The following is a 25,567-nucleotide window of genomic DNA, read 5'->3' as shown; positions in this document are numbered from 1 at the left end:
TCCCCTCCCCTCCTCTCAAAACGAAACCAACGGACACCGAGCGAAGTCGAGGTGTAATCAAAATTAAATTCGGCCACTGATGTCATTGCGGATAATCAGAAAAAAAATAAACGAATCAGCATTTAAACTGATTTTTATCATCCATTTTGGAAGATAGATTATTGAAATTGAGGACCATATCAACCTAAAATCTCAAAAGCCATGCAAAAAACACTTCTGTTTGTAATGATTTTTTTGGCAATAAACATACCCACAATCCAACAGGGAATCGGACAATCCACCTTGGATCGCCGAGTTGACAGCCTGCTTTCTTTGATGACCTTAGAGGAAAAAATAGGCCAAATGAACCAATACAATGGTTTTTGGGATGTGACTGGTCCTTCACCCTCAGCTGGAGATGCATCTCAAAAATACAACAACCTCCGAAAAGGTCTGGTGGGATCCATGCTCAATGTCACCGGAGTCGAGGAAGTCCGAAAAGTGCAGAAAATCGCTGTGGAAGAAACCCGTCTTGGAATCCCTTTAATCATAGGATTTGACATGATTCACGGAATGAAAACCATGAGCCCGATTCCCCTCGCTGAGGCAGCAAGTTGGGATATGGAGGCAATCCGACAATCCTCCCAAATTGGGGCTCGGGAAGCTGCGGCCATGGGTGTCAACTGGACTTTTGCGCCCATGGTAGATATCAGCCGGGATGCACGATGGGGACGAGTAATGGAGGGGGCAGGTGAAGACACCTACTTGGCAAGTCAAATTGCTAGAGCAAGAGTCATCGGCTACCAAGGAGATGATCTCAGCGATCCCTTGACTTTGGCAGCTTGCGTCAAGCATTTCGCGGGATATGGTTTTTCTGAAGGCGGTCGAGATTACAACACGGTGGACATCAGCCGAACCACGCTTCATCAGGTAATTTTGCCCCCATTTAAAGCTGCCATAGATGCAGGTGCTAGAACGGTGATGAATTCTTTTAATGACCTAGATGGAATTCCCGCTACAGGAAATGCTTACCTGCAAAGAGACCTGCTGAAAGGGAAGTGGAATTTTGATGGATTTGTGGTTTCAGATTGGGGATCAATCGTTGAAATGGTCAATCACAGAGTAACTGAGGATGGAAAAGCCGCAGCAAAACTCGCCGTCCTTGCGGGTTCCGATATGGACATGGAGTCCTATCTCTATGTCAAGCATTTGAAAGAATTGGTGGAATCCGGAGAAGTCGAGGAATCATTGATTGATGATGCGGCACGGCGGATTTTGAAGGTGAAATTTGAACTTGGGCTTTTTGAAGATCCTTACAAATATTGCGATGAAGAGCGGGAGAAAACCATTGTGGGACATCCTGATCATCAAAAAGGAGTCTTAGAAATGGCAAAAAAATCAATCGTCTTACTAAAGAATGAGAACAAGCTCCTACCTCTTGCCAAAACGGGGCTAAAAATCGCAGTTATTGGTGCTTTGGCAGCGGACAAAGATAGTCCCTTGGGAAGCTGGAGAGGGTTGGCCGAGCCAAACAGTGCCGTTTCAGTTTTAGAAGGATTACAAGCACATTCACAGAATCAATACACTTTTGCCAAAGGCGCAGAACTGGTGACAGAGACACCTGTTTTTCTGAAAGAAGTAAAAATCAATACCACTGACAGAAGTGGATTTTTGCAAGCTATTCAAGCCGCGAAAGATGCGGACGTGGTCATCGCAGTGATGGGCGAACATGGCTTTCAATCCGGTGAAGCAAGAAGTCGATCCCAATTGGGACTTCCGGGTTTACAACAGGAACTTTTGGAACAAGTCTACCTCGCAAATAAAAAAATCATCCTCGTCAATATGAGTGGAAGACCATTGGATCTAAGTTGGGCCGATGAACATCTTCCAGGCGTAATTCAAGTCTGGCACTTAGGTTCACAAAGTGGAAATGCAATTGCTCAAGTCATTTTTGGAGACTATAATCCTTCCGGAAAGCTGCCCATGTCCTTCCCAAGAAATGTGGGTCAGATGCCATTATATTACAATCAAAAAAGCACCGGAAGACCAACAAATCCTGGCGATGATATCGTGTTTTGGTCGCATTATTCGGATGTCAGCAATGAAGCGCTTTATCCTTTTGGATTTGGCTTAAGCTATACCCAATTTGACTATTCAGGACTTAGTGTCGAGACCCTTGCCAACCAACAGGTGAGGGTAAAAGTGAACCTAAAAAATTCCGGTCTTCGCGACGGTGAGGAGGTAGCTCAACTCTATCTCAATGACCATTTCTCATCACTCACCCGGCCAATGAAAGAATTGAAAGGCTTTCAAAAAATCAATCTCAAATCCGGAGAGAGTAAGACAATAGAATTTCTTCTGGGTCCTGAAGAATTGGGCTTCTATAATGGAGAAGGCAATCTGCTTGTGGAACCGGGAGAATTTACAATCATGGTTGGCGGAAGTTCGAACGCTACCCTATCTGTGAATTTTGTGCTGAGATAGTATATAGAACATCTGCCAAGACAAAACGAAAATGACAAGTAGTTCCTTTGTAATTATCATCGTAGCTGTCATCATTCTCCATTTTATACTAGGAATTGGATGGCTACTTTATAAAGTATTTGGCTCTAAACCTCCGGAAAATCCAAAGGGGTAAAATGGGTTTTAGTAGATGAAGTTTTTGTGAAATTCTTGGTTTGAACCAGAGGCTTAAATAGGATTATCTATTTTGCGTAAAATTTCAAGCCCAACTGACATTTCAACTATGCGAAAGATTTTGTTTTTACTTCTGTCAATGGTATTTCTCTCTTCTTCTTGTACTGCTCAAAGCACTTTTCACGTAAATAAAGTCATCGCACACCGTGGTGCTTGGAAAGCGCAAGGACTGCCTCAAAATTCCATCGCTTCACTTCAAGAGGCAATTCGGCTAGGCTGCGAAGGATCGGAATTTGATGTGTGGATGACAGCGGATGATATCTTGGTTGTCAATCATGATCATGATTTACAGGGTATGGATATTGAAACCTCCACTTATGAGCAGCTTTTGACCAAAACTTTGCCCAATGGAGAAAAAATCCCAACGCTGAAAGAATACCTTACCGAAGGGATGAAACAGCAGGGAACCAAGTTGATCTTAGAATTCAAGCCTTCTCGAATCAACGTAGAACGAAGTGAAAAAGTGGGTGAAATGTCAGTCAAAACAGTGCAGGAACTCAAAGCTGAGAAATGGGTGGATTACATCACCTTCAGCTACGAAGGCGGAAAAAAAGCAATAGCTACAGATCCTAAAGCAAATGTGGCTTACCTCACAGGAGACAAATCACCAGCTCAGCTCAAAGAAGATGGTTTTTTCGGATTCGATTACAATATCCGAGTTCTCAGACTCAAGCCGGAATGGATCACTGAAGCCCAACAACTCGGCCTGACCACCAATGCCTGGACAGTAAATAGCGAAGAGGACATGAAATGGCTGTTGGATCTCAAGGTGAACTTTATTACTACGGATGAGCCGGAGAAGCTTTTTGAAATAATTAGTAAGAGGTGAGAAATGACTATTCGGAACTTCAAAAAATAATCTGTATATCCGCTTCTTTGCCAGTAAATCAAAATGGCCTCGACTTCGCTCGGCCTCCGGATTCTGGTTGTTTAGGGGAGGGGAGGAATATGCGGCTGCGCCGCATATTCCTCCCCTCCCATTAAAACAAAACTAACGGACACCGAGCGAAGCCGAGGTGAAACTAAATAGAATTTGGCTACTGGCAAAATTGCGTATATCCATAAAAAATAATTAAAATAATCGTCCCTGATCTTAAGAAATCCAAAGGTCTGCAAACCAATACATCTTTTTGTCTTTTTCACCGTTTTCCAGCGGAATTTCATAAGTCTGACTAATTACCTCCTGTAATTTGACTACTAGACTATGTGAAAAAATAGGTCCTGCATAACAAAAACTGTGAAACTCTCCATTTTCTCCACAAGGATCTACTTGTGTGGAGAGGCTTTTCAAAAACGTAAAATCAAAGTCCTTCCCAACCCATTCTTTGGAAATCAAATCCGCATCGGCAGCGCAAATGGAAGTCTTAAACCCAGCCTCAATAAAATTTTTGGAAAGAACCTCAGTGTCACTTGCCCACAATGGAAACAGGGCTTCAAACCCTCTTTCCGCTAATTTATCCTCACGGTATTTCCGAAGGTCCTCCAGAAAAATATCCCCATAAGCAAGATGCCTTATTCCCATTTTCTCTAAAATATCGAGGTAAGAATTGACTGCCTTTTCATAGGCCTGATTATCCCCGCTGGCTCGATAAAAAATCTTATCCAAGGGCAATCCAATGGCATTGGCTTGAGCCTCTATCAAATCCACTGATGTTCCATGCATACCAACCTGCTGGGTCTGTTCTCCCAATGTAGTATGAAGCCTTACTACCTCGTAGCGCTGATCTTTCTGAAGCTGCCAAAGGGCAAAAGCACTGTCCTTTCCTCCGGACCAAGAAAAGGATACCGGTATTTTATTGGATTTGGAAAATTCTACCATTTTTCAGTTTGAAAACATTTACTATTTCACAAAAGGCCAGGAAAGGAATTCCCAGTTTTCCATCGCATGAAACTCATGCTAAAGTTAATCTGAAAATAACAAAAACACCGTCAAAGAGAAGCTCAGACGGTGTTTCCAAAGAAAAGTAAGTGCCTATCAACTTAGCAACAAAGTCAAATTACGGTGGGTTGAATTACGACCGATATATCCATATCCATTAGTGGTACGGGCCGTAGCAACGACAACGAAGCTGTAAGCACAGGACTGAGGTGGTCTCCAGTTTCCTGAAGCTGGGATTGTTTTGGAAGTGAATCCTTGCCAATGTCCCAATGCCAATGAATAGCTTTCGCTATGAATGCCCACCGAAAGGCCTGCACCATACGTTGCGTAGAAGCTGACCGCAAGCAGATTTCCCTCAGGATCATTTGCAGTGATTTGGAACTTCAACCCATCAGGTGCTGCACCTATCGACTCAATCGCGCAAGCCGAAACCTCGCTCGTCCCATGCTTGATACTGTCGATATTGACCGCAGGTACATGATTGTCAATAAATAAACCAATAGTCTGATTATCCTTAGGCACATCCAATGGACCGACTCGCTGATAAAAGGTGACTTTGATCTGATATAATCCAGGCAGTAATGCAGAAGTTGGAAACTGAATCAACAAGTCATCAATGGAATAATCAATTCCAGGGTTTGCCATTTCATAAAAGCCCAAAGAAGAGGGAGCAAAAGATTCCAAAGCATAGGTACTTCCTGTCCATCGGTAATTAGACCAATTCGAAATCAATTTTTGAGCACTTCCACCGGGCGGTGTGATCTCAACTTTGTATTTTCTAATTCCCGCTGTCCAAAGTTGTTGAATTTTGGAGCGATTCCCAATTAAATTTAGCGTACCACCAAAGGCCGCTTTTTGAGCTGGGACGAAATAACCAGCATCAGTTGTTGCCCTTCCTGTTGCATCAATTTTGGTAGTTGGAATCAACCCCACACTACCAATCAAAGGCCCCAAAAGTGAAGGGGAAATAACTGGCTTTCTTGAAAAGATTAATTGCCGGAGTTTCGAGAAATCCTTATGAAAATTAGCAGGAAAATCGGTCGTAAAAGCCGGATTGGACGATTTGACCCGAAAACCAAAGTAGGTGAATGGAGTACTCAGAGGCCAGGAAAGTGCGACATTGATTTCCTTAAGGTCAATTTTGAATTTCCAAATCCGGTGAGCCACATCTGAGTTCATACTGGTACCAAACTCTTGCCTTACCTCACTCAGTGAGGAATCTGGCAACAAGCCTGTCCAAGTTCCAGGACCCAGGTAAAGCTGTTTTCCAAGCTTATTGGGCTGACCGGGATAAAGCCCATAGTTCAGGTCCTGATTGGCCGTGATAGCTCGATCTCGATTTTTGTCAAAACTCAGCCAGAAATAATCATTTGTTCCGGTATCATTGCCGAAGTCTTCAATGACATCCAAGGCGAGATATAAAAATCTCGCATCATTTTTTGCAAGGACGAATCCTCTGGAAAATTTCAGACTTCCCGCATCTTCCCATCCACCCGAACTCAGTGGGGCATTGATGGCAATTGGGGTCTGTGCCCATTCGCTTTTGAAAGGAGCTGCGAATAAAATAGGCGTTGTGATTGAGAGGCTTTTGATTTTAGCCATGATTTGTGTGGTTTAAGAAAAGTGAGAATTTGAAAATCACTCCGTTGGAAAAAAACCGGAGTCAGAGAATAAAACAACAATCCCGTCAAGAAAATAAAGCGAAGCTTTTCGGGAACCTGAGAACATTTGCATTCAACTAATCTGCAAATAGCTGCCTGTCAGCATCTTACACAAAGTAAGAATTAAAAAAGATAAAAAGCCAAAAAAATAAAAGTATTACCCACGAATAGTACTAATCCATGGCCAAATACGCTTTTTTAAAGTAAGTTATTTTGCCGGAAGGATCTGGGAACTTACTTCGCCAAACCCGACCCGGACTCCATCTCGTTCTGCAAAGCCCTTCATAATAACGGTATCTCCGTCCTCTATAAACTTTCGCTCTTCACCATCATCGAGTTTCACCGCCCGAGACCCTTTCCAACTAAGTTCAAGCATAGAACCTAGGGAATCATCTGTAGGTCCGGAGATAGTGCCCGAAGCCATCATATCTCCAACATTTATATTACAGCCATTTGAAGTGTGATGAGCAAGCTGCTGAGCCACATTCCAATAGAGATTTTTAAAATTCGAAGTACAAACTTTCGATGGCTTTTTACCATCTGGCTGTATCAGCACTTCAAGATTTATATCAAAGCTATGATCCTTTTCACATTTCAAATAGGAAAGAACCTCGGGTTGCTGAATAGGATTAGCAGATCTGAAATATTCCAAAGCCTCCAAAGTGACCACCCAAGGAGAAATTGATGATCCAAAACTTTTACCCAAAAATGGACCTAATGGCACATATTCCCATGCTTGAATGTCACGAGCGGACCAATCATTGAAAAGCACAAATCCAAAAATATAATCTTCGGCATCTTCAGTGGAAATCGAATCCCCCAACTTGGTTTGTTTTCCGGTGATGAAAGCCAGTTCCAACTCAAAATCTAACCTTCTGCTTGGCCCGAAAGCAGGCACCTCCATATCAGGATCCTTAAATTGACCTTTTGGTCGGTGGATTGGAGTACCTGAAACCACAATTGAGGAAGCTCTTCCATGATAACCCACCGGCAGGTGTTTCCAGTTAGGAAGCAATGCATTCTCAGGATCACGAAACATCTTTCCCACGTTAGTGGCATGCTCAATGCTGCTGTAAAAGTCTGTGTAGTCGCCGATTTTCACAGGTAGAAGCATTTCGGCTTCTTTTCGTGTGACCATTACTTTCCCACGGGCAGAGTGATCTCGGAGCTCTCCATTATCAGCCAAAAGTAAACTTTGTACTCGTTCACGGATTTTTTTTGTCTGAACTTTCCCTAAAGCTATCAGCTCATTAAGGGAATCTTTGATAAAAATCCCTTCAGGCAAAAACATATTTGCAAAAAAACCTTCCTGATCCAAAATACTCAGATCTACAATTTTGTCTCCAATAGCAATTCCAATTCTGGAGCTGAGTTTCTTATTCTTGAAAACGCCGAACGGAAGATTATAAATCGAGAAATCGGAATTTTTAGGTACTTCCACCCAAGAATTCAGGGTGGGGATTGGGCTATCGCTCATGTTCAAAAATTATTGAGCTCGCAAATTTAACCCGATTGAGGGAAATCAAAAATCGAATTACCAAATGGTTTGAAAATCTCACTTTAAGGATTGTCAGATGACCGGTGTTCTGTGCCAGTTAAAGAAAAAAAGAGAAGAGGAATAAAGACCTAAGACCAATGATCCTGATCTACGCGAGATTTTTACCCCAGAGCTGGTAATTGGCACTCATCTCAAAAAACACAAACTTTTCCTGCTGCTGAACTTTGCGATCTGCGGTAAAAAAAGTGTAAAGGTGCTGGAGCTAAACCTTGATTGTTGATTTGGGACAGAAAAAGAAAAAAATCCCAATAGACCATTTGTAAAAAATAAAAACTAAAATAAGTCAGGCTTCTTATCTTGAAATTCTAAATCCAACCCAAATGAACACATATTATAAAATTCTACTTGCCATTTTTCTTTTGGCAACTGCTCCAAAGGCTTTTTCCCAAGAAAAACCGATTTTGGTACAGCTGGAAGAAGTAGCAATCGTTGACCAAAAAGTAATGATGCCGATGCGTGACGGCATCCGCCTGGCTACAGACATCTACCGTCCCAAAGGAGATCAACCAGTCCCTGTGGTTTTTTCCCGCACTCCCTACAATTTCAACACCTACGGCAATGGAGAAATGAATACCCGAACGCTACAGACTGCAATGGAATGGGTAAAAAAAGGGTATGCTTACGTGGTACAAAATGAGAGAGGCAGATTTTTTTCCGAAGGAGAATGGGATATTCTCGGCACACCGCTGACGGATAGTTATGATGCCTTTGAGTGGATGTCTAAGCAAGCCTGGAGCAATGGAAAAATTGGACTTTTGGGTTGTTCTTCCACTGCTGAGTGGCAAATGGCTGCGGCCTCTCTAGAGCATCCGGCATTAGCAGCACTCGTTCCTCAGGGATATGGTGCAGGGGTAGGTCGTATTGGAAATTTTAATGAGCAAGGCAACTGGTACCGAGGTGGTGCAGGGCAGATGCTTTTCACCTCGTGGCTTTACAGTACGCAGCATGACCCGATGGCGCCAAAGCTTCAAGCCGGAATTGAGCAAAAGGATTTATTAAGACTTCAGCGATTCTATGATATGGCTCCTGAGTATCCACGAGTCGATTGGAAAGAAGGCTTGGCTCATTTACCGGTGATGGATATTATCAAAGCCGCCAATGGCCCTATGGGTGTCTATGAAGAAATGATCACCCGTAAACCGAACGATCCGAAATGGTTTCAAGGGGGTCTGTATCATGACGACATGAAATTTGACAAGCCTTCCATGTGGTTTGTTTCTTGGTACGATGTTTCTTCCTCGCCAAATATTGCCTTGTATAATCACGCTCGACAAAATGCGGTCAGCCAAATGTCTCGTGACAATCAATATCTAATCATTGCTCCTTTACTTCACTGCTCCTATACTCGAGCTACTGAAAATACCATAATCGGAGAGCGAAGTGTGGGAGATGCAAGGTGGAACTACGATGAGGTAATCACTGCATGGTTTGATCTTTGGCTTAAAGGAAAAGATGAAAAAGGTACCATCGCCAAAATGCCAAAAGTGACATACTACACCATGGGCAGCAACAAATGGCAAACATCTGATGTGTGGCCTCCATCTGAAGCAGTGATGACCCCGTTCTTTTTGGATTCCGAAGGAAAAGCCAACACCAGAAACGGAAATGGTAAACTTATAGCAAAGGCACCTCGAAAAGCCAATAAAGACACCTTCAAATACGACCCGATGAATCCGGTTAATTCCTATGGCGGCAATGTTTGTTGTACAGGAAATGCTGTCGTCGGAGGTTCCTTTGACCAAAGTGAAATGGAGCTGAGAGACGATATTCTAGTCTATACCTCAGAGCCTTTGAAAGAAGGCGTGGAAGTGTCCGGATTTATTGAAAGTTACCTTTACCTCTCTTCCAATGTGAAAGACACTGATGTCACCATCAAATTGATCGATGTATATCCTGACGGTAAAGCATACAACCTTGACGAAACGATTCAGCGGGTACGTTATCGAGAAGGCTATGACAAGGAAGTCTGGATGGAGAACGAAAAGGTTTACGAAATTAAGATGACTCCTATGAGTACTTCAAACTATTTCGAAAAAGGACACAGTATCCGAATTGAAGTCAGCAGTTCCAACTTCCCTAGATTCGACAGAAATATGAATACCGGTGGAAATAATTACGATGAAACAACGGGAAAAATTGCTACCAACTCCATTCATCATGGAAGAAAAATGGAAAGTAGAATTGTATTGCCGATGATTAAGAAATAAGAGAGGGAAGACGGGAGACAGAAGACCGAAGACGAGAACAAACTACCACTCAATTTCCCAATTCAATTTTGGGGGATAAATCCCAGAAAAAGGGGGTTTTAAAAATTCTAAAAGTTGAAATTTAAATTTGTTCATTACAAAAAGGGAAGCTTCGTAAGTTTCCCTTTTACTACTTTATAAGTGCCCTAGGGAATTGAGATAAAAGAAACTTATTATGATAAAAAAAATATTTTTAAACGAATTTATTATTCTGTTTTTAATTATTCTCAATGCAGTAATAATATTTATAAGTGGATTTGATCTTGGAGAAAAGAATAACTACACACTTTCATTAATTGATAATGGTGTTACGATTGTTTTTCTTCTTGAATTAGCGGTAAAAATAAACCATTTTGGAAAGTCATATTTTAACACTAATTGGAACAGATTTGACTTTTTATTAATTTTACTATCCATACCTGCATTAATAGCATTTATACTAGGTACCGATATTTTTGATTTCAGTTTTATTCTAGTTTTTCGAGTAATGAGGGTTTTTAAATCATTTAGATTCCTAAAATTCATTCCAGGTATAGATCATTTAATTAGGGGAATTCAAAGAGCATTAAAGGCCTCTATAATAGTGATGTTTGGGTTTATGATATACATTTTTATTGTCGGTATATTTTCTTTCTATTTATTTAAAGAAATAACACCCGAATATTTTGAAAATCCGATGATTTCACTTTATTCCATTTTCAAAATATTTACAATAGAAGGCTGGTTTGAAATCCCAGAACAAGTCACAAGTAATCTCTCACCAATCAAATCGTTTTTTACATATATCTACTTCATTTTTGTGGTCTTGAGTGGAGGGATCTTAGGGCTATCACTCGTAAACTCAATATTTGTTGATGCGATGGTAAGTGATAACAATGATGAACTCGAAATTAAAATGGAAAATTTAGAACAAAAAATTGATAAAATTTTAAATAAACTAAACAAATAAAATAGAACTGTTTAAGTCAATTATTATATTTTTCTATTTACTAAGCGCCTTGACAATTCGTTCAGAATTAATAATTACATCTCTAAAAAGTACATGCGGAAATACCTGATACTTTGAGTTCTTGAATGCGTCATGAATTTTGAGCAATGAAGAGGCGGTTAAAAGCGACAAATTCATTTCCAAATCCATCTCGCAGTCCATTACAAAATCATCACTAAACTCAGGCGAAACCAAAAGTATTTTTACTATTCTCAAATTGTTTTTTAGTGCAACATTTTGATAAGATTTTAATTGACGAGAAACAGTGCTGAATTTATTATAACCACTTTCTTTGCTAGTTTTACATTCAATAATTATGATTTCGTTATTCCCTAAGTTTATGAGTATATCCATCATATCCTTATTTGTATTAATAGAATTCTTCAGTTGATCATCCACATTTAGGCCAAGACCTTTGAAAATTACTTTTGTAAGCTCTTCAAACTTCAGTCCTAATTCGCTTTCTCTTATTTCAATCCCATTTTCTTTAAGCAAATTATAGTTTCTATACCCTACATTTTCATAATTCTCTAAATAAAGATTTTCTGTATCCTTATAATGCTCCAGAATATTCAAGATATCATCTCCACGGTGCTTAACTCCGTTTTCTTTTTTAAACTTATCTAGATCAGTTTTTTCCAATAAGTCTAGAATATCTCTTGGCTTAATATTAAAATTTAGCAAAAAATCTGCTTTCAATACATAATCCTCTTGAAATTGAAATTGGGATTTGATTTGTTTATTTAAACCAGGAACTGATTTATTTAATTCTGTAAGTAGCTTTTCATATCCATCGATTGATATTCCAACTTTTTCATCTTTTTCAATTCCTTCAAAAAAATTAACAAGGCTATCAATCTTTTCTTGCAATGTACTTCCTCTTAAGTTTGGGATTTGCAACCCATTCTCACAAAGCTCATTCAAAGTCTTTTTCTTTTCAGTCAATGAACTACCCTCCTTGTATATATCATTCAAAAGAAGTTCAGTAAATGACACACCCTCTTTAATAATTTCTTCTATTTTTTGGGAATAAGTAATTTTCCTATCAATGTTGTGTTTCTTGGCAATTAGGTTAATCACTGGCTCTCTCAATAGCTTTAGAGTTCGCCTATAATATTTATCTGCAACATCTTTCTTTCGAATTTTCCTAAGAACACGAACTACTTCGTCCGCAATAAAAATCAAATTTTCTTTTTTAGAATAAAAAACAACACCAATATTCTTCAATTGAGTTATTACATCATTTATTTCTAATTTTTTAACTGGTATTATGGAATAATTAATGAGCTTAACCTCCTCTTGAGAGAGTTCTAGTTCCTTTGACAAAGTCAAAATAATGGACAATTCATCTTGGGTGATTTTTGCTTCTCTATTATTTAAATGATCATTATGATAGGCCATTGACAAACAAGATTTATAAATCCTATAATCACGCTTTCGCATATCGCTCAAATCCGACTTTTCATTTTCAAATTCGAAAGCAAGTTCCTTAGTTTTGGATTTAATATTTTGGATTTCCTGCTCATACAACCGAGCAAACCAATCAAGCTTCATAATACAATTACCGTCCCGAGTTATAATATCTATTAAAATATCCAACTGAGAAGAAACCTCTTGAAACTCAACCATGAGTTGCTCCCTAAATTCCTTTTTTGTAAGTTCAAAAATTTTTGCAACCATTTGGTTGTCTGCAGCCTTCAACCCTCTGCTAGTGTCCAAAAGAATTTTTTCAGCGTCTTTAGCCTTCTCTTTATTCTTTGAAATTATGGTGTCAATTATTTTAATGAACGAATTTTTCTCAATTGAACTGAGTTTTTCTAAGATTCTTTCAAGTTTCATAATTTTTTAAGTTCAAATAATTAGCTGATGGCTGAATTGAGATCAAAATCGATCTCAAAAGAATTTTTAATTGAAATCAATATTTAAATTTAAAGAAAGGGATTTTGATTTAATTAAAAAATACCTAGTTAAGAATATTTTTCAATCTCCCCTCTCTATTAATCTAAAAATTCAGTAGATCCATCGTGGTGGTCGAAGAAAAACTTTTATCCTCACCAATCCCAGTTTGATCTAATAAGGTTTAAGTAACAACTCACCCCTCTACTCGTAGTTTCTTAACTGCACCTATGAAGTTCAAGGCGAGCATAACAACTGAATCGAAGTAAGCAGCTCCAACTTCCCGAGATTCGACAGAAATATGAATACGGGTGGAAATAATTACGATGAAACAACAGGCAAAATCGCCACCAACTCCATTCATCATGGAAGAAAAATGGAGAGCAGAATTGTATTGCCGATGATTAAGAAATAGAAATACTAAAAATCAGAGCAATTTAGAAGAGAGGGGGATTTTCTCCCTCTTTTTTTTTTTTTGTATAGCCCACTTTTTAAATTGATAAAATGCAATTTATCAGTCATTAACCCCTTTAAAACTTTTTTCACCTGATTTCATTAATAAAGTATACTTCGTTTGAATTTTTTTAAGAAATTAGTCTAAACCAAATATTCTTTATCCTATGTTCAAACTTTACAAAACAATCCTCTCACTTGCGTTCCTGTGGGGATCTGTGGGTTGGGCTCATGCCCAATACACTATCTCCGGAACAGTAGCTGATGAACGGACTGGAGATGCCTTAATTGGCGCCAGTATTTTGCTAAAAGGGACTACCACAGGCACGATTACCGACCTTGATGGTGGATTTTCGATCACTTTGCCCAATAATAATCCGGCAACGTTGGTATTCTCCTCGATTGGCTTTCTTACTCAAAATGTGGACGTAGCTCCAGGAGTAAGTATCCTAAATATCAAGCTAAAACAAGACGCTACCAATCTTGAAGAAGTAGTTGTAACAGGTCTTGCGACTTCTGTCAAGCGAAGTAATCTTGCCAATGCAGTTACCTCTGTTTCGGCAAGAGACCTATTAGGAACTACAACAATCCAAACAACAGACGGAGCCCTTTATGGTAAAGTACCGGGAGCAACGATTCGATCAAACGGTGGTGCTCCAGGCGGAGGTATTTCCATTCAACTTAGAGGTATCTCAAGTTTGTCAGGTGCCTCACAGCCTTTGATCATCGTAGATGGAGTGTACATCAGCAATGCTTCGCAGCGATCAGGAAGAGCTACAGTATCAGGTGCAGGAGCCAGCAACCAAGATGATAGCTCCAACCGACTTGCTGATATCAACCCTGCTGATATCGAGACGATAGAAATCCTAAAAGGTCCATCCGCCGCGGCAATCTATGGTACCCGTGCTAACGCAGGCGTAATCATTATCACAACGAAGCGAGGTCAGGAAGGAAAAACTACAGTTTCACTTTCACAGGATGTTGGTTTTGCTCAACCTCTCAGATTATTGGGAGTTGATAATTGGAGTGAACAAAAAATCAACTTCTTTTATCCAGAGTCCAGAAGACCTATTGAATTAGAACGGTTCAGAGCAGCTCAATCCAGCGGTACGTTCATTGATTATGAAGACTACTTCTACAACAATCAAGCAACTCTATTGAACACCCGGATCAATGTGAGCGGTGGAACGGATAAAACAAAATTCTTTGTCTCCGGAAATATCACAGATGAAGAGGGAACTGTTAAAAATACCGGTTTCAACCGTTACTCCATTCGTGCCAACATCGATCAAAAGATTTCAAATAGAATTAAACTTGGGGTCTCTTCAAACTACATTCGCTCGACCACTGACAGAGGATTCACCGGAAACCAAAATAACACCGGAGCATCGATCGGCTATTCTATTGCCTATGTTCCAAATTATTTTGATCTGAGAAGAAATGCAGACGGAACTTATCCAAACAACCCGTATTTTTCAGATAACCCAGTGGCGGTCACCGATAATGCGATAAACAATACCTTAGTCAATAGATTCATTCAAGCGTTCACTCTAGATATTGACTTATTGAAAACAGAGAAAAGTTTTCTGAAGGCAACATTTTCTGGAGGATTGGATTATTTGCAAAATACCTCATTGGTATATCTTCCTGAATTCTTGCAGTTTCAAAGAGCGCAGGCCAATCCTGGTGATGTTTTGAAAGGAAAACAGGAAAGTTTCAATACCAATTTCCAGGCTGCTTTGGTTTACAATTGGAATTTGGGATCTGTGAATATGAATAGCTCTGCGGGTTTGGTTCGATTGGATTTTGCAAACAATTCTTTGTTCAATCGAGGTAGAGGTTTGGTGCCTGGTCAGCAAAATTTGCAGCAAGCAGCGATCCAGGAAATCAATCAGGAATTTAGCAGTAGAATTCAGGATGCTGGAATTTTCCTTCAGCAAGAAGCAAACTGGGAGGATAAAATCATAGGAACACTAGGTGTAAGATGGGATAAATCAACACTTAACGGAACTCCGGATCAGTATTATGCATTCCCAAGAGCCTCAGTCGCATTTAACATAGCCAACTTTGATTTTTGGAATGTTGGCTTCATGAACCAATTTAAGCCAAGAATCGCTTACGGAGAAACTGCAGGACCAGTGAACTTCGGGTCCACATTTACTCCTTTGGGTGGCACGAATATCGGCGGACTTCTTGGATCAGTAGTAAGCACCCAAATCGGAAATACATTGATTTTGCCTGAAACAGCCAAAGAACTCGAATTTGGAATCGATGCAGGTTTCTTCAATAACCGATTGGCCGTAGAAGCAACCTACTACATTAAATCAACGCAGAACAACATTCAAAACCTTAACCTTTCTCCTTCTACTGGTGTAAATACAACGCCTTCCAATGAAGCAGAACTTGAAAACAAAGGGATTGAATTAGCCATCTCGGGTACTCCAATTCAGACGGCTAATTTCCGTTGGTTTAGCCGGGTAATGTACTGGAAAAATGAACTTCTAATGACCAGATTGGGAATTCCTACCTATATCGCTGGGGCTTTCGGAACTGGACTTGGCACCTTCCTTTATGCAGAAGGATTTTCTCCCACTACGATTGTAGGTTCACCGGCTGTCCCTGGAAATCCAGGTGGATTTACTTTCTGGGGCAACGCTCAACCTAAGTTCAATATGTCATTCTTTAATACAATCAGCCTACTGAAGGGACTTGAATTTTCATTCTTGGTCGATTGGAAAAAAGGCGGAGACAACATCAATCTTACCTCTTTCTTGAATGACAGTGGAGGAACCACGAAGGGTTGGTTTGATGATGATGACGGAGACGGAATTCCAAATGGACGTCAGAGACCACCTGCACCATTTAATAATGCAGGACGCTGGGTTCAGGATGCAAGTTTTGTGAAAATCAGAGAAATCGGCCTCTATTACACCATCCCTAAGACGACCATTTCCGAATGGTTTGGTTCCTCAGTTTCCAATGTCCGTGTAGGCACTTCGGTAAACAACGCCTTCCTTTTCACAAAATACGAAGGTTATGATCCTGAAACTTCCACCTTTGGGGCACAAGCTATTGCCAATAACGTGGATATAGCTCCATACCCAACACCCAGACGTGTGTTTTTCCACATAACTGTTGATTTCTAAACCGGCCTAATCATGAAAAATCTAAGAAACTATTTCGCTTCAGCATTGATTACTGCCGCAATTTTATCCAGCTGTAATCCGCTGCAACTAGACACGATAGACGATCCTAACAACCCATCGGTTGGATCTGTATCGAATAATGCCACACCTCAACAAATCCAGTTTTTGATCACGGGACTGGAGTCAAGACACCGAGGATATGTGACCAATATTTCTCAAGCTTGGAATACCTTCGGAAGAGAAGTTTGGTATTTGAATGCGTCCGATCCACGATTCCAAACCGATTGGTTGGGACAAAATGGACGTGTACCCGACAGAGCATATTTTGGCTTTGGTACTACAGGAGGGGGATCTTGGGCAGCACCTTACCAGGCGGTCAAGCAAGCTGATGTATTAATTACAGCAGCGGCAAACACCACTTTGATTCCAGAGACCTCCAAGAGTGCTGTTCGCGGTTTTGCCAAGACCATTCAAGGATTCCAGTTTATGATTCCAGCTAATTTCGTTTACCAAAATGGAATCCGTGTTGATGTCAAAGACCCATTAAATCCCGGTCCCTTTGTTCCTTATGAACAGGCTCTGGATGCAATCAAAACCATCCTTGATGAAGGAAATACGGAACTTGTCGCTGCCGGTGCTGGAAATTTCCCTTTCACATTGACAAGGGGATTTAATGGATTTAACACATTTGCAGGCTTGAGTCAAGTCAATCGGGCAATCACCGCTAGACTAAATGCCTACAGAAAAGACTGGCAAGGTGTATTGACTGCTTTGGATGCTTCGTTTATGAACTTGAATGGCAATCTCAATGCGGGCCCTTCGCATCCTTACGGTGCTGCTCCTGATATATTTAATCCGATATTTTATCTTCCAAATGCCGCAGTAAATACCATTATCGTGGTGCATCCTTCTGTGCTAAGAGATACTACTGCCGGGGATCTTCGAGTTCGTACCAAATTCCTTCGTAGAACGACTCCCGTCACTGTCACTACTGATGCAGGAGCTTTGGTAGGTACCCATCAGGATGCCAGATGGCCTACCAATACGACTTCTATTCCATTCATCAGAAATGAGGAATTGATCTTGTTGAAAGCTGAAGCTCATGCTAACCTAAATCAGACTACGCAAGCTGTAGAGGCAATAAACATCATCAGAATTGCCGCAGGTATTGGCCCTTACACGGGGGCAACTACTCAGGCAGCTCTGATCAATGAAGTTTTATATCAAAGAAGATATTCGCTTTGGGCGGAACCTTGGGGACACAGATGGATAGATGCTCGTCGCTATAACCGATTGAATGAAATTCCTACTTCTTTCGATGGAGGCACCATCTTCCCTCAATTCCCTCACCCACAGGCTGAACTTAGCTGGGATCAGTACAAGGGAAATTAATCCTTCTTTCAATTAATTTGAAAAGACCGGCGATATCGTCGGTCTTTTTTTGTTCAAGTTAGTCAACTGAGAGTTTGGAACTCAAGATTATTTTTATGAATTTTAGGAATTGAATTCCTAGATTTCATATAATGAACTACATTAACAGACTCTTAAAAGATAAAGCCACTACACTTTTGTCCAAGTTTCCATTCTTGGCGATCACAGGTCCTAGACAATCCGGAAAAACAACTTTTGCAAAACTGCTTAAACCAAACTACGACTATGTCAATTTGGAACTGCCTGAATACAGGGAATTTGCTAAATCTGATCCGTTAGCGTTTTTAAAAAGCTACCAAAAGGGTGTTATTTTGGACGAAATTCAATGGGTTCCTGAACTTTTTTCCTACCTCCAGGTGATTTCTGACGAGAAAAATAGACCAGGAGAATACATTCTTACAGGTTCGCAAAATTTCCTTCTGTCTTCCCAAATTACGCAGTCACTAGCCGGGAGAGTCGCAATGCTAAATCTTTTGCCTTTCTCTCTAAAAGAACTGGAAACTGATCTGAGTGTCAGTAAATGGGAAGACTTAGCCGTTGGAGGAGGATATCCACGTAAATATCAATTTGACATAGATCCGGCTGACTTCTATCCAAATTACATTCAGACCTATTTGGAGCGGGATGTTCGGCAGATTTTAAATATCAAAGATTTAGCAGCCTTTCAGAAATTCATTCAACTTCTCGCAGGAAGAACAGGCCAACTCTTTAACCAAAGTGGTTTTTCGAATGAATTAGGTTTGGATAATAAGACAATCAATTCTTGGCTGGGCGTACTGGAAGCATCCTTTGTTGCTTTCAGACTTCCCGCATTTTATCAAAATTTCAATAAACGAATCCTGAAAACTCCGAAGGTTTACTTCTACGACTCTGGGGTTCTCTGTAACTTATTGGGTATTAGAAAATCTAGTGACTTAAACCTACACTTCGCTCGTGGACAGGTATTTGAAAATTTAATAATCACAGAAATTATAAAAAACGAGCTAAATCATGGAAGGCAGCCATCCTGCTATTTTTGGAGGGACACAAATCAAAACGAAGTTGATCTCCTTCAGGAAAAAGAAGGAAAATTGATGGCTATTGAAATCAAAGCTTCGGAAACATTTCATTATGATTTTCTCAAAGGCCTGAAAAATTTCCAAAAAGTCGCTCCCCACGCCGAATCTAAATTGATCTACGCAGGTCAAATGCTGCAACAGCGAGACAATATCCAGATAAGCAATCTTTGGAATCTATAAAAAGGCTTGATAACCATTAAGAAATTGAGGACATTAAGGTTTTGTAATTCTCTCCAAATGCTTTGATTCACTGTGCTTAATTCTCTCAATGATCTTAATGGTTTATAAACCATTTTTGTCTTGCGTTTCCTGACGCCGGTTATCCTACTATTTACTATTAATGCTAAATGCGCTTTCAGAAAAGCAGCATAACCATGATTGGGAATTGGTATTCAAGTCCAGCTTCTGGAGAAGCAGGACAACGAAGCAAAGAATCAAATACTCTTTGCACCTTATGCGGCTTGGCGTGAATCAAAAAGGGGACACCAGAATTTTTCCTACTTAATTCTCTCAATGCCTTAATGGTTTGAAAATTCTCGTTGTCCTGCGTCTCCTGACGCCGGATATCCTACTATTTACCATTAATACTAAATGCGCTTTCGGAAAAGCAGCATAACCAGGACTGGGAATTGGTATTCAAGTCCAGCTTCTGGAGAAGCAGGACAACGGAGGAATCTTTTGAGTCAAATAGACTAATCTTTAATTTTAACCATTAAGAAAATTAAGGGCATTTAGTTTAAGAAATCCTCAGCGCTCAATTTCCAAAGCATAGCTTGACTCAGCTTTCTAAATTCTCTCAATGAACTTAATGGTTAAATGCCATTTTCTTTCCACCCATTCCGATTCCATAAAGGCCTTTTGGCCTTTTTCCCCTATTTTTGCAGCTTCGAAAAAACCCCCGAGTATGTCTATTGCCAGCAAATACGAACCGGCAGCCGCCGAAGCCAAATGGTACGCTTACTGGATGGAGCACAAGCTTTTCTCCTCCAAGATTGACCATAGCAAGGAACCGTACACCATCGTCATTCCTCCGCCTAACGTCACCGGCGTGCTCCACATGGGCCATATGCTGAACAATACCATCCAAGATGTCCTCATCCGTCGCGCCAGAATGCAAGGAAAAAATGCGCTTTGGGTTCCTGGAACTGACCACGCTTCCATCGCCACGGAAACCAAAGTAGTCAACATGCTCAAGGACATGGGAATAGACAAAAAGTCTATTTCCCGTGAGGAATTCCTGAAGTATGCCTGGGAATGGAAAGAAAAATACGGGGGAATTATCCTCGAACAGCTCAAAAAACTGGGTGCTTCCTGCGACTGGGACCGGACTGCATTCACCATGGATCCCGGACTCAGCGATGCCGTACTTTCTGTATTTGTGGATTTGCATAAAAAAGGAAAAATCTACCGTGGCATCCGCATGGTCAACTGGGATCCAAAAGGTCAAACTGCCCTTTCGGACGACGAAGTGATTATGAAAGAAATCGCTTCGAAACTCTATTACATCAAATACAAAATCGAAGGATCCGAAGATCAATTCCTGACCATCGCCACGACTCGCCCTGAAACGATCATGGCCGATGTAGCAATCTGCATCAATCCAAACGATCCCCGATTCACACACCTCAAAGGAAAACGCGCCATCATTCCACTGATCAATCGAGCTATTCCGATCATCGAGGATGAATACGTGGACATGGAATTTGGTACGGGTTGCCTGAAAGTGACTCCAGCACACGATATCAATGACTACGAACTCGGAGTAAAACATAAACTGGAAGTCATCGACATCCTGAATGACAACGGAACGCTGAATGAAAAAGCGCAAATCCTGGTCGGTGAAGATCGATTTGTGGCCCGAAAGATGATTGCGAAACGCCTGAAAGAAGCTGATCAACTGGAGAAAATCGAGGATTACAAATCCAACGTCGGTCACTCCGAGCGAACTGATGCAGTGATCGAGCCGAAGCTTTCGCTGCAGTGGTTCCTCAAAATGGAGGACATCACCAAGCCAGCTTTGAGTTCGGTGATGGATGATGTGATTCAACTCTATCCGCCAAAATTCAAGAACATGTACCGCTCTTGGATGGAGAACGTGCGTGATTGGTGCATCTCTCGCCAACTTTGGTGGGGACATCGAATTCCTGCTTTCTATCTTCCAAATGGTGAATATGCAGTTGCAAAAACGGCAGAAGAAGCATTGGCCCAGGCCAATTCACAATTCGGCACAAATTACACACTTGCCGACCTCAAGCAGGACGAAGATGTCTTGGATACTTGGTTTAGCTCTTGGCTGTGGCCGATTTCGGTTTTTGATACGGATGTATTTACCACCGATAAGCCGAATGAAGAACTGAAATACTACTACCCTACCAATGATTTGGTGACAGCACCGGAAATTTTATTCTTCTGGGTGGCTCGAATGATCATAGCTGGTTATGAATACACGGGTGAAAAGCCCTTCAGAAACGTCTACCTTACAGGAATTGTACGTGATAAGCTCGGTCGAAAAATGTCCAAATCCTTGGGCAATTCCCCCGATCCCCTGGAACTGATTGCTCAGTACGGTGCGGATGGCGTGAGAACGGGGATGCTTTTCTCCTCCCCTGCGGGAAATGATTTGCCTTACGATGACAAGCTAGTAGAGCAAGGAAGAAACTTCTCCAACAAAATCTGGAATGCTTTCCGTCTGGTCAAAGGCTGGGAAATCGATCCAAGCCTGTACGGATCTGCCAATGCTTCCAGCATCGAATGGTTCGAAAGCAGATTCAACCAAGCGCTGACAGAAATAAATGAGCATTTCGAGAAATTCAGAATTTCCGATGCCTTAATGGCGACTTACAAGTTGGTGTGGGATGACTTCTGCTCTTGGTATCTGGAGATGATCAAGCCTGCTTATCAGCATCCGATCGATCAGGTGACTTATGACCAAACGATTCGGATTTTTGAGAAGATTCTCAAGATCCTCCATCCATTCATGCCATTTATCACGGAGGAGCTTTGGCACCAAATCAAGGAACGATCGGTTCAAGAATCCTTAATTTTGGCCTCTTGGCCTTATACAAAAGCTTTTGACACGAAAATCATTGAGGAAGCCGCTCAGGTTTTTGAGGTGGTTTCGCAAGTAAGAAACCTCAGAGCATCAAAGGGAATGTCGCCCAAAGAAACGCTGGAATTGAGCATTAACACCAAGAATCCGGAGGTTTATGCAGGTTTTGAATCTGTATTGACCAAGCTGGCAAACTTGTCTTCCTTAAGCTTCGCCGAAAAGGTTGAAAATGCGATGAGTTTCGTGGTGAAAGCCGATGAATGCTTTGTGCCAATGGGTGATTCCATCAATGTGGAAGAGGAAAAAGCCAATCTCAAAAAGGAAATCGAATACACTCAAGGATTCTTAGCTTCTGTCATGAAAAAGCTCAGCAATGAGCGGTTTGTGGCGGGTGCCCCCGTCCAAGTTCTAGAAATGGAGCGTAAAAAGCAGGCCGATGCTGAAGCTAAGATTAAGACTTTGGAGGAGAGTTTGGCGAAGTTGGGTTAAGGGTTAATTGTTAAGGGTTAATTGGTTAAGGGTTAATTGGTTAAGGGCTAATTGGTTAAGGGTTAATTGTTAAGGGTTTAGGGTTCCCGCCTCGGCGGGCAAGCGACTGAGCCTGGTGGTTGTATTTTTTATTTTGTACTTTTTGTTGAATCGTTGAACTGGATAACTGTTGAACTGGGACTGAACACTGAACACTGAACACTGAAAAACGAATGATGAATGGTTAATTGGTCAACGGTGGACAGAACACTCTTACTACTTACGTCTTACTACTAACTACTTACATTTTTTTCTCTTGTTTCTTGGCTCCAATGTTAATGAGGTTGATTCTTTTGGGAACTTGCTGGATAAAACTTTAACTTAACTCTATGAATACGGATTCGCTGGCACCAAAGGCTCAAAAATTTTTCAAAAGCTCTCCTACAACTCGAGCATGCAGTTAAGCTTTCGGAAGAAAGAAACCTTTCTGACTTAGAAGAACAGGGATTGATTCAAGCTTTCGAATTCACACACGAGCTAGCTTGGAATGTGCTCAAAGATTATTTTGCAAATCAAGGAAATCCCGAAATTACTGGTTCCAGAGATGCGAAAAGGGAAGCTTTTCGTCAAGGGATTATTAAGGACGGAGACGCTTGGATGGAAATGATTAAAAGCCGAAATCAATCCTCTCACACTTACAATCAAGAAATTGCTGAGGATATTTCCTTAAAAATTACATCAAGCTATTTTATGTTTTTCAAGGATTTAGAAAATAAAATGTTGGAATTCAAAAATATACAGAATGAATAATTTTGGTTTGAAAAATGAAGTTGTCGAAAAAATCAGAAATGTGCTTGATCTGTTTCCATCAATTAAAAAGTGTATAATTTATGGATCCCGTGCCATAGGAAATTACCGATACAATTCAGACATTGATCTTACCCTTGTTGGAGAAAACATTACTTTTTCTGAGCTTTTGAAAATCGAAAATGAACTTGATGATTTGCTTCTTCCCTACCAAATAGACCTTTCAATTCTAAAAAAGATCGACAACAAAGACCTCATAGACCATATCAACAGAGTGGGAAAAGTCTTTTTTGAAAGAAAAAAGACTCCTCAATTATTCTTTGAATAAAAAATGTTCTCAGGAATTTCTATGATTATTAGAAAATTCGTTTGATTAATATATATAAAAAAAGGCTAACCCATTTTGGATTAGCCTTTTTTCATTTTACCTGTATTAGATACTACAAGAGTGGTTTGCCGCCTCTTCTGATATCAGACTGTCTATCGCCTCGATGATCCTGCTCCAGGAAACCGTCGCCAGATTGTCTGTCTTGGATTGTGTTTCGTTCCGAACCAAATGTGTCTCCCCCATTAAAAAAAGACCTGTTCATATGATCATACCGTCCATTCAGGCTTCGGGTCTTTTCGCTGTAATAGGAACGCATAGAATGTAGGAATTCAGACTGCGGGCCTGAAGGCCAGTTGTCATTATCGAATCCGGGAGCATTTTCTAAGGTCTCTTTGGTTTCCTTTACAATTACAATGTCTTCCTGCGCTGTGTTGAATTCAAAGGATTCAAAAGGTAAGGCCAAAAGTTTAGATCCAAGATTTAAAAATCCCTCGTCAATTTTAAGTACTACATAATCAATTTTGCCGGACGAAGTATTGAACATCAATTCCTTGATCGAACCGACTGATTCATCACTTGGAGTTTTCACCTTGCAAGAAGATGCTGTGGAGCTACTGATTTGAGCATCTTGTGAGATAGTCATAATGGATGTGGATTTAGTGAATAATTTATTTGATTCACTTAGACCCAGATGCGTGCCACCCAAAAAATCATGGTTTGAAGCAAAATAACTTGGTTTGAATTTTTCCCCATGGTAGAACACTTCCACAGTTCGTGGTGGGAAATGCCCTTTCGAATTAGAAAAGGTTGTTTGAAGTTAGAGGGTCATCACCAGGACGATATTAGACTTTTAAGAAATTCCATCTTTGACTTAAACCTTCGAGGTTCTTTAAAACCTCAAAGGTTATTTTTACAACTCCCTGATCTTAATCTCCTTAAAAATCACACCCTGCCCTTCACTTTGCAATCCGATGTAGCCAGACTTCAATGGTGTTCCATCAATTTTGATCTCAGGATCAAAACGATTGGCTACTCCACCGCCGATTTGAGGGAAGCTGTAAGTCAAAACAGTGTCACCATTGACTAAATGATGAACAATGGAATCTCCATAGACTATCAGTTCCGCCTTCACCCACTCATCCCATTTGAAAGTTGGAGAGGAGGAATTAATACAGTGCCTATCATCTATTTTTCCATTGTAAACCACGTCAGTTCCCGGAGAACACATATTTCCGGTAGGTCGGGAGACTCCTTCTTTCTCCTCAGCAAGCATCTGATATTCAACAGAAATCGGCCAATCCTGTTCCTTCAAAATCGACTCGGGAGACTGCGAATGAAACATCAAACCGGAATTGCGATAGGTGTAGCTCGCAGCATCTTTCAGCCATTGGTCTGTGAATCGGTATTCCCAACTCAAGTGAAAAGATGAAAATGGCTTTTCATAAAACAGATGACCATATCGCTCTTCGAAAGGTCCATACTCATCATAGTTCACCAAAATAGCCCCATCACTTACCTTGAAAGTATTTGCATAATTTTCTCCTACCTCATGGTGATGAATTTTTGGAATCCAACCAGTTAGATCTTCTCCGTTAAAAAGTACTTGCCATTCGGACTCTATAGGTCCGATAAGGATCGCCTCCTTCTCGGCTTTTTGGCACGATAAGATGAGAATTAAAGGAAAGAGAAAAAGAGAAAATTTCATAATGAGGGATATTTTTAATAATGGTCTCTGTTAAATAGACCTACCAGGTGTTTAAAAACCTGGTAGGTCTGCTGATTTATTCTGAATTTAAATCCTGACCATGCCAATCAGGGTTCCTAAATTCTTTTTAATCAATAAATTATATGGATATACGCAATTCTGCCAGTAGCCAAATTCTATTTAGTTTCACCTCGACTTCGCTCGGTGTCCGTTAGTTT

The 25,567-nt window shown here is 40.6% G+C and carries 16 protein-coding genes; 10 read left to right on the top strand and 6 right to left on the bottom strand.

Annotation, left to right across the window (positions count from 1 at the left end; genetic code table 11):
* Positions 1-201: 201 nt before the first annotated feature.
* Entirely contained in the window at positions 202-2,463 is a 2,262-nt protein-coding gene (bglX, locus tag ACK4HU_RS14170; RefSeq protein WP_409807800.1) for a beta-glucosidase BglX, read from the top strand.
* 262 nt (positions 2,464-2,725) lie between these two features.
* Complete coding sequence (locus ACK4HU_RS14165; protein ID WP_409807799.1) at positions 2,726-3,505, top strand: glycerophosphodiester phosphodiesterase; 780 nt, start codon at positions 2,726-2,728, stop codon at positions 3,503-3,505.
* A 264-nt stretch (positions 3,506-3,769) separates the two neighbouring features.
* Here the strand turns inward: ACK4HU_RS14165 and ACK4HU_RS14160 are convergent, their stop codons facing one another.
* The 3 genes from ACK4HU_RS14160 to fahA all read right to left on the bottom strand — a co-directional run bounded on the left by ACK4HU_RS14160 (position 3,770) and on the right by fahA (position 7,693).
* Positions 3,770-4,495, bottom strand: coding sequence for a diphthine--ammonia ligase (locus ACK4HU_RS14160; protein ID WP_409807797.1), 726 nt, complete (start codon positions 4,493-4,495; stop codon positions 3,770-3,772).
* Between the two features lie 156 nt (positions 4,496-4,651).
* On the bottom strand, positions 4,652-6,157 hold the full coding sequence (locus tag ACK4HU_RS14155; RefSeq protein ID WP_409807795.1) for a hypothetical protein: 1,506 nt from the start codon (positions 6,155-6,157) through the stop codon (positions 4,652-4,654).
* 267 nt (positions 6,158-6,424) lie between these two features.
* Positions 6,425-7,693 carry a fumarylacetoacetase gene (gene fahA, locus ACK4HU_RS14150; RefSeq protein WP_409807793.1) on the bottom strand — a complete coding sequence of 423 codons (1,269 nt, stop codon included), beginning with the start codon at positions 7,691-7,693 and terminating at the stop codon, positions 6,425-6,427.
* A 401-nt stretch (positions 7,694-8,094) separates the two neighbouring features.
* On the opposite strand from fahA, the gene ACK4HU_RS14145 reads away from it, so the two are divergent.
* Complete coding sequence (locus ACK4HU_RS14145; RefSeq protein ID WP_409807791.1) at positions 8,095-9,981, top strand: CocE/NonD family hydrolase; 1,887 nt, start codon at positions 8,095-8,097, stop codon at positions 9,979-9,981.
* Between the two features lie 214 nt (positions 9,982-10,195).
* The gene (locus tag ACK4HU_RS14140) at positions 10,196-10,969 is read left to right on the top strand and encodes an ion transporter (protein WP_409807790.1); all 774 of its coding nucleotides are present in this window, start codon (positions 10,196-10,198) and stop codon (positions 10,967-10,969) included.
* 33 nt (positions 10,970-11,002) lie between these two features.
* On the opposite strand, the gene ACK4HU_RS14135 is transcribed toward ACK4HU_RS14140, so the two are convergent.
* Positions 11,003-12,847, bottom strand: coding sequence for a hypothetical protein (locus ACK4HU_RS14135; RefSeq protein WP_409807788.1), 1,845 nt, complete (start codon positions 12,845-12,847; stop codon positions 11,003-11,005).
* Positions 12,848-13,524: 677 nt separating this feature from the next.
* On the opposite strand from ACK4HU_RS14135, the gene ACK4HU_RS14130 reads away from it, so the two are divergent.
* The 6 genes from ACK4HU_RS14130 to ACK4HU_RS14105 all read left to right on the top strand — a co-directional run bounded on the left by ACK4HU_RS14130 (position 13,525) and on the right by ACK4HU_RS14105 (position 23,644).
* Positions 13,525-16,503 (top strand): SusC/RagA family TonB-linked outer membrane protein, encoded by a 2,979-nt coding sequence (locus ACK4HU_RS14130; RefSeq protein WP_409807787.1) that lies wholly within the window; start codon positions 13,525-13,527, stop codon positions 16,501-16,503.
* 12 nt (positions 16,504-16,515) lie between these two features.
* Positions 16,516-17,895 (top strand): RagB/SusD family nutrient uptake outer membrane protein, encoded by a 1,380-nt coding sequence (locus tag ACK4HU_RS14125; protein ID WP_409807785.1) that lies wholly within the window; start codon positions 16,516-16,518, stop codon positions 17,893-17,895.
* A 131-nt stretch (positions 17,896-18,026) separates the two neighbouring features.
* Complete coding sequence (locus tag ACK4HU_RS14120; RefSeq protein WP_409807783.1) at positions 18,027-19,172, top strand: ATP-binding protein; 1,146 nt, start codon at positions 18,027-18,029, stop codon at positions 19,170-19,172.
* Between the two features lie 724 nt (positions 19,173-19,896).
* Positions 19,897-22,530, top strand: a complete 2,634-nt coding sequence (locus tag ACK4HU_RS14115) for a valine--tRNA ligase (RefSeq protein WP_409807781.1) — start codon at positions 19,897-19,899, stop codon at positions 22,528-22,530.
* Between the two features lie 372 nt (positions 22,531-22,902).
* Positions 22,903-23,319: a nucleotidyltransferase substrate binding protein gene (locus tag ACK4HU_RS14110; protein WP_409807905.1), complete on the top strand. Its 417-nt coding sequence runs from the start codon at positions 22,903-22,905 to the stop codon at positions 23,317-23,319.
* Complete coding sequence (locus ACK4HU_RS14105; RefSeq protein ID WP_409807780.1) at positions 23,312-23,644, top strand: nucleotidyltransferase domain-containing protein; 333 nt, start codon at positions 23,312-23,314, stop codon at positions 23,642-23,644. Before ACK4HU_RS14110 ends, ACK4HU_RS14105 begins: the two co-directional genes overlap by 8 nt.
* 112 nt (positions 23,645-23,756) lie before the next feature.
* Here the strand turns inward: ACK4HU_RS14105 and ACK4HU_RS14100 are convergent, their stop codons facing one another.
* A complete protein-coding gene (locus tag ACK4HU_RS14100) occupies positions 23,757-24,287 on the bottom strand; it encodes a PRC-barrel domain-containing protein (RefSeq protein WP_409807778.1) in 531 nt (176 codons plus the stop codon).
* Between the two features lie 267 nt (positions 24,288-24,554).
* A complete protein-coding gene (locus tag ACK4HU_RS14095; RefSeq protein ID WP_409807776.1) occupies positions 24,555-25,349 on the bottom strand; it encodes a DUF1080 domain-containing protein in 795 nt (264 codons plus the stop codon).
* Positions 25,350-25,567 lie beyond the last annotated feature (218 nt).

The sequence above is a fragment of the Algoriphagus sp. genome (assembly GCF_046296635.1).
In the GTDB taxonomy this organism is placed as follows: domain Bacteria; phylum Bacteroidota; class Bacteroidia; order Cytophagales; family Cyclobacteriaceae; genus Algoriphagus.
This window is presented reverse-complemented; position numbering and strand designations above follow the sequence as displayed.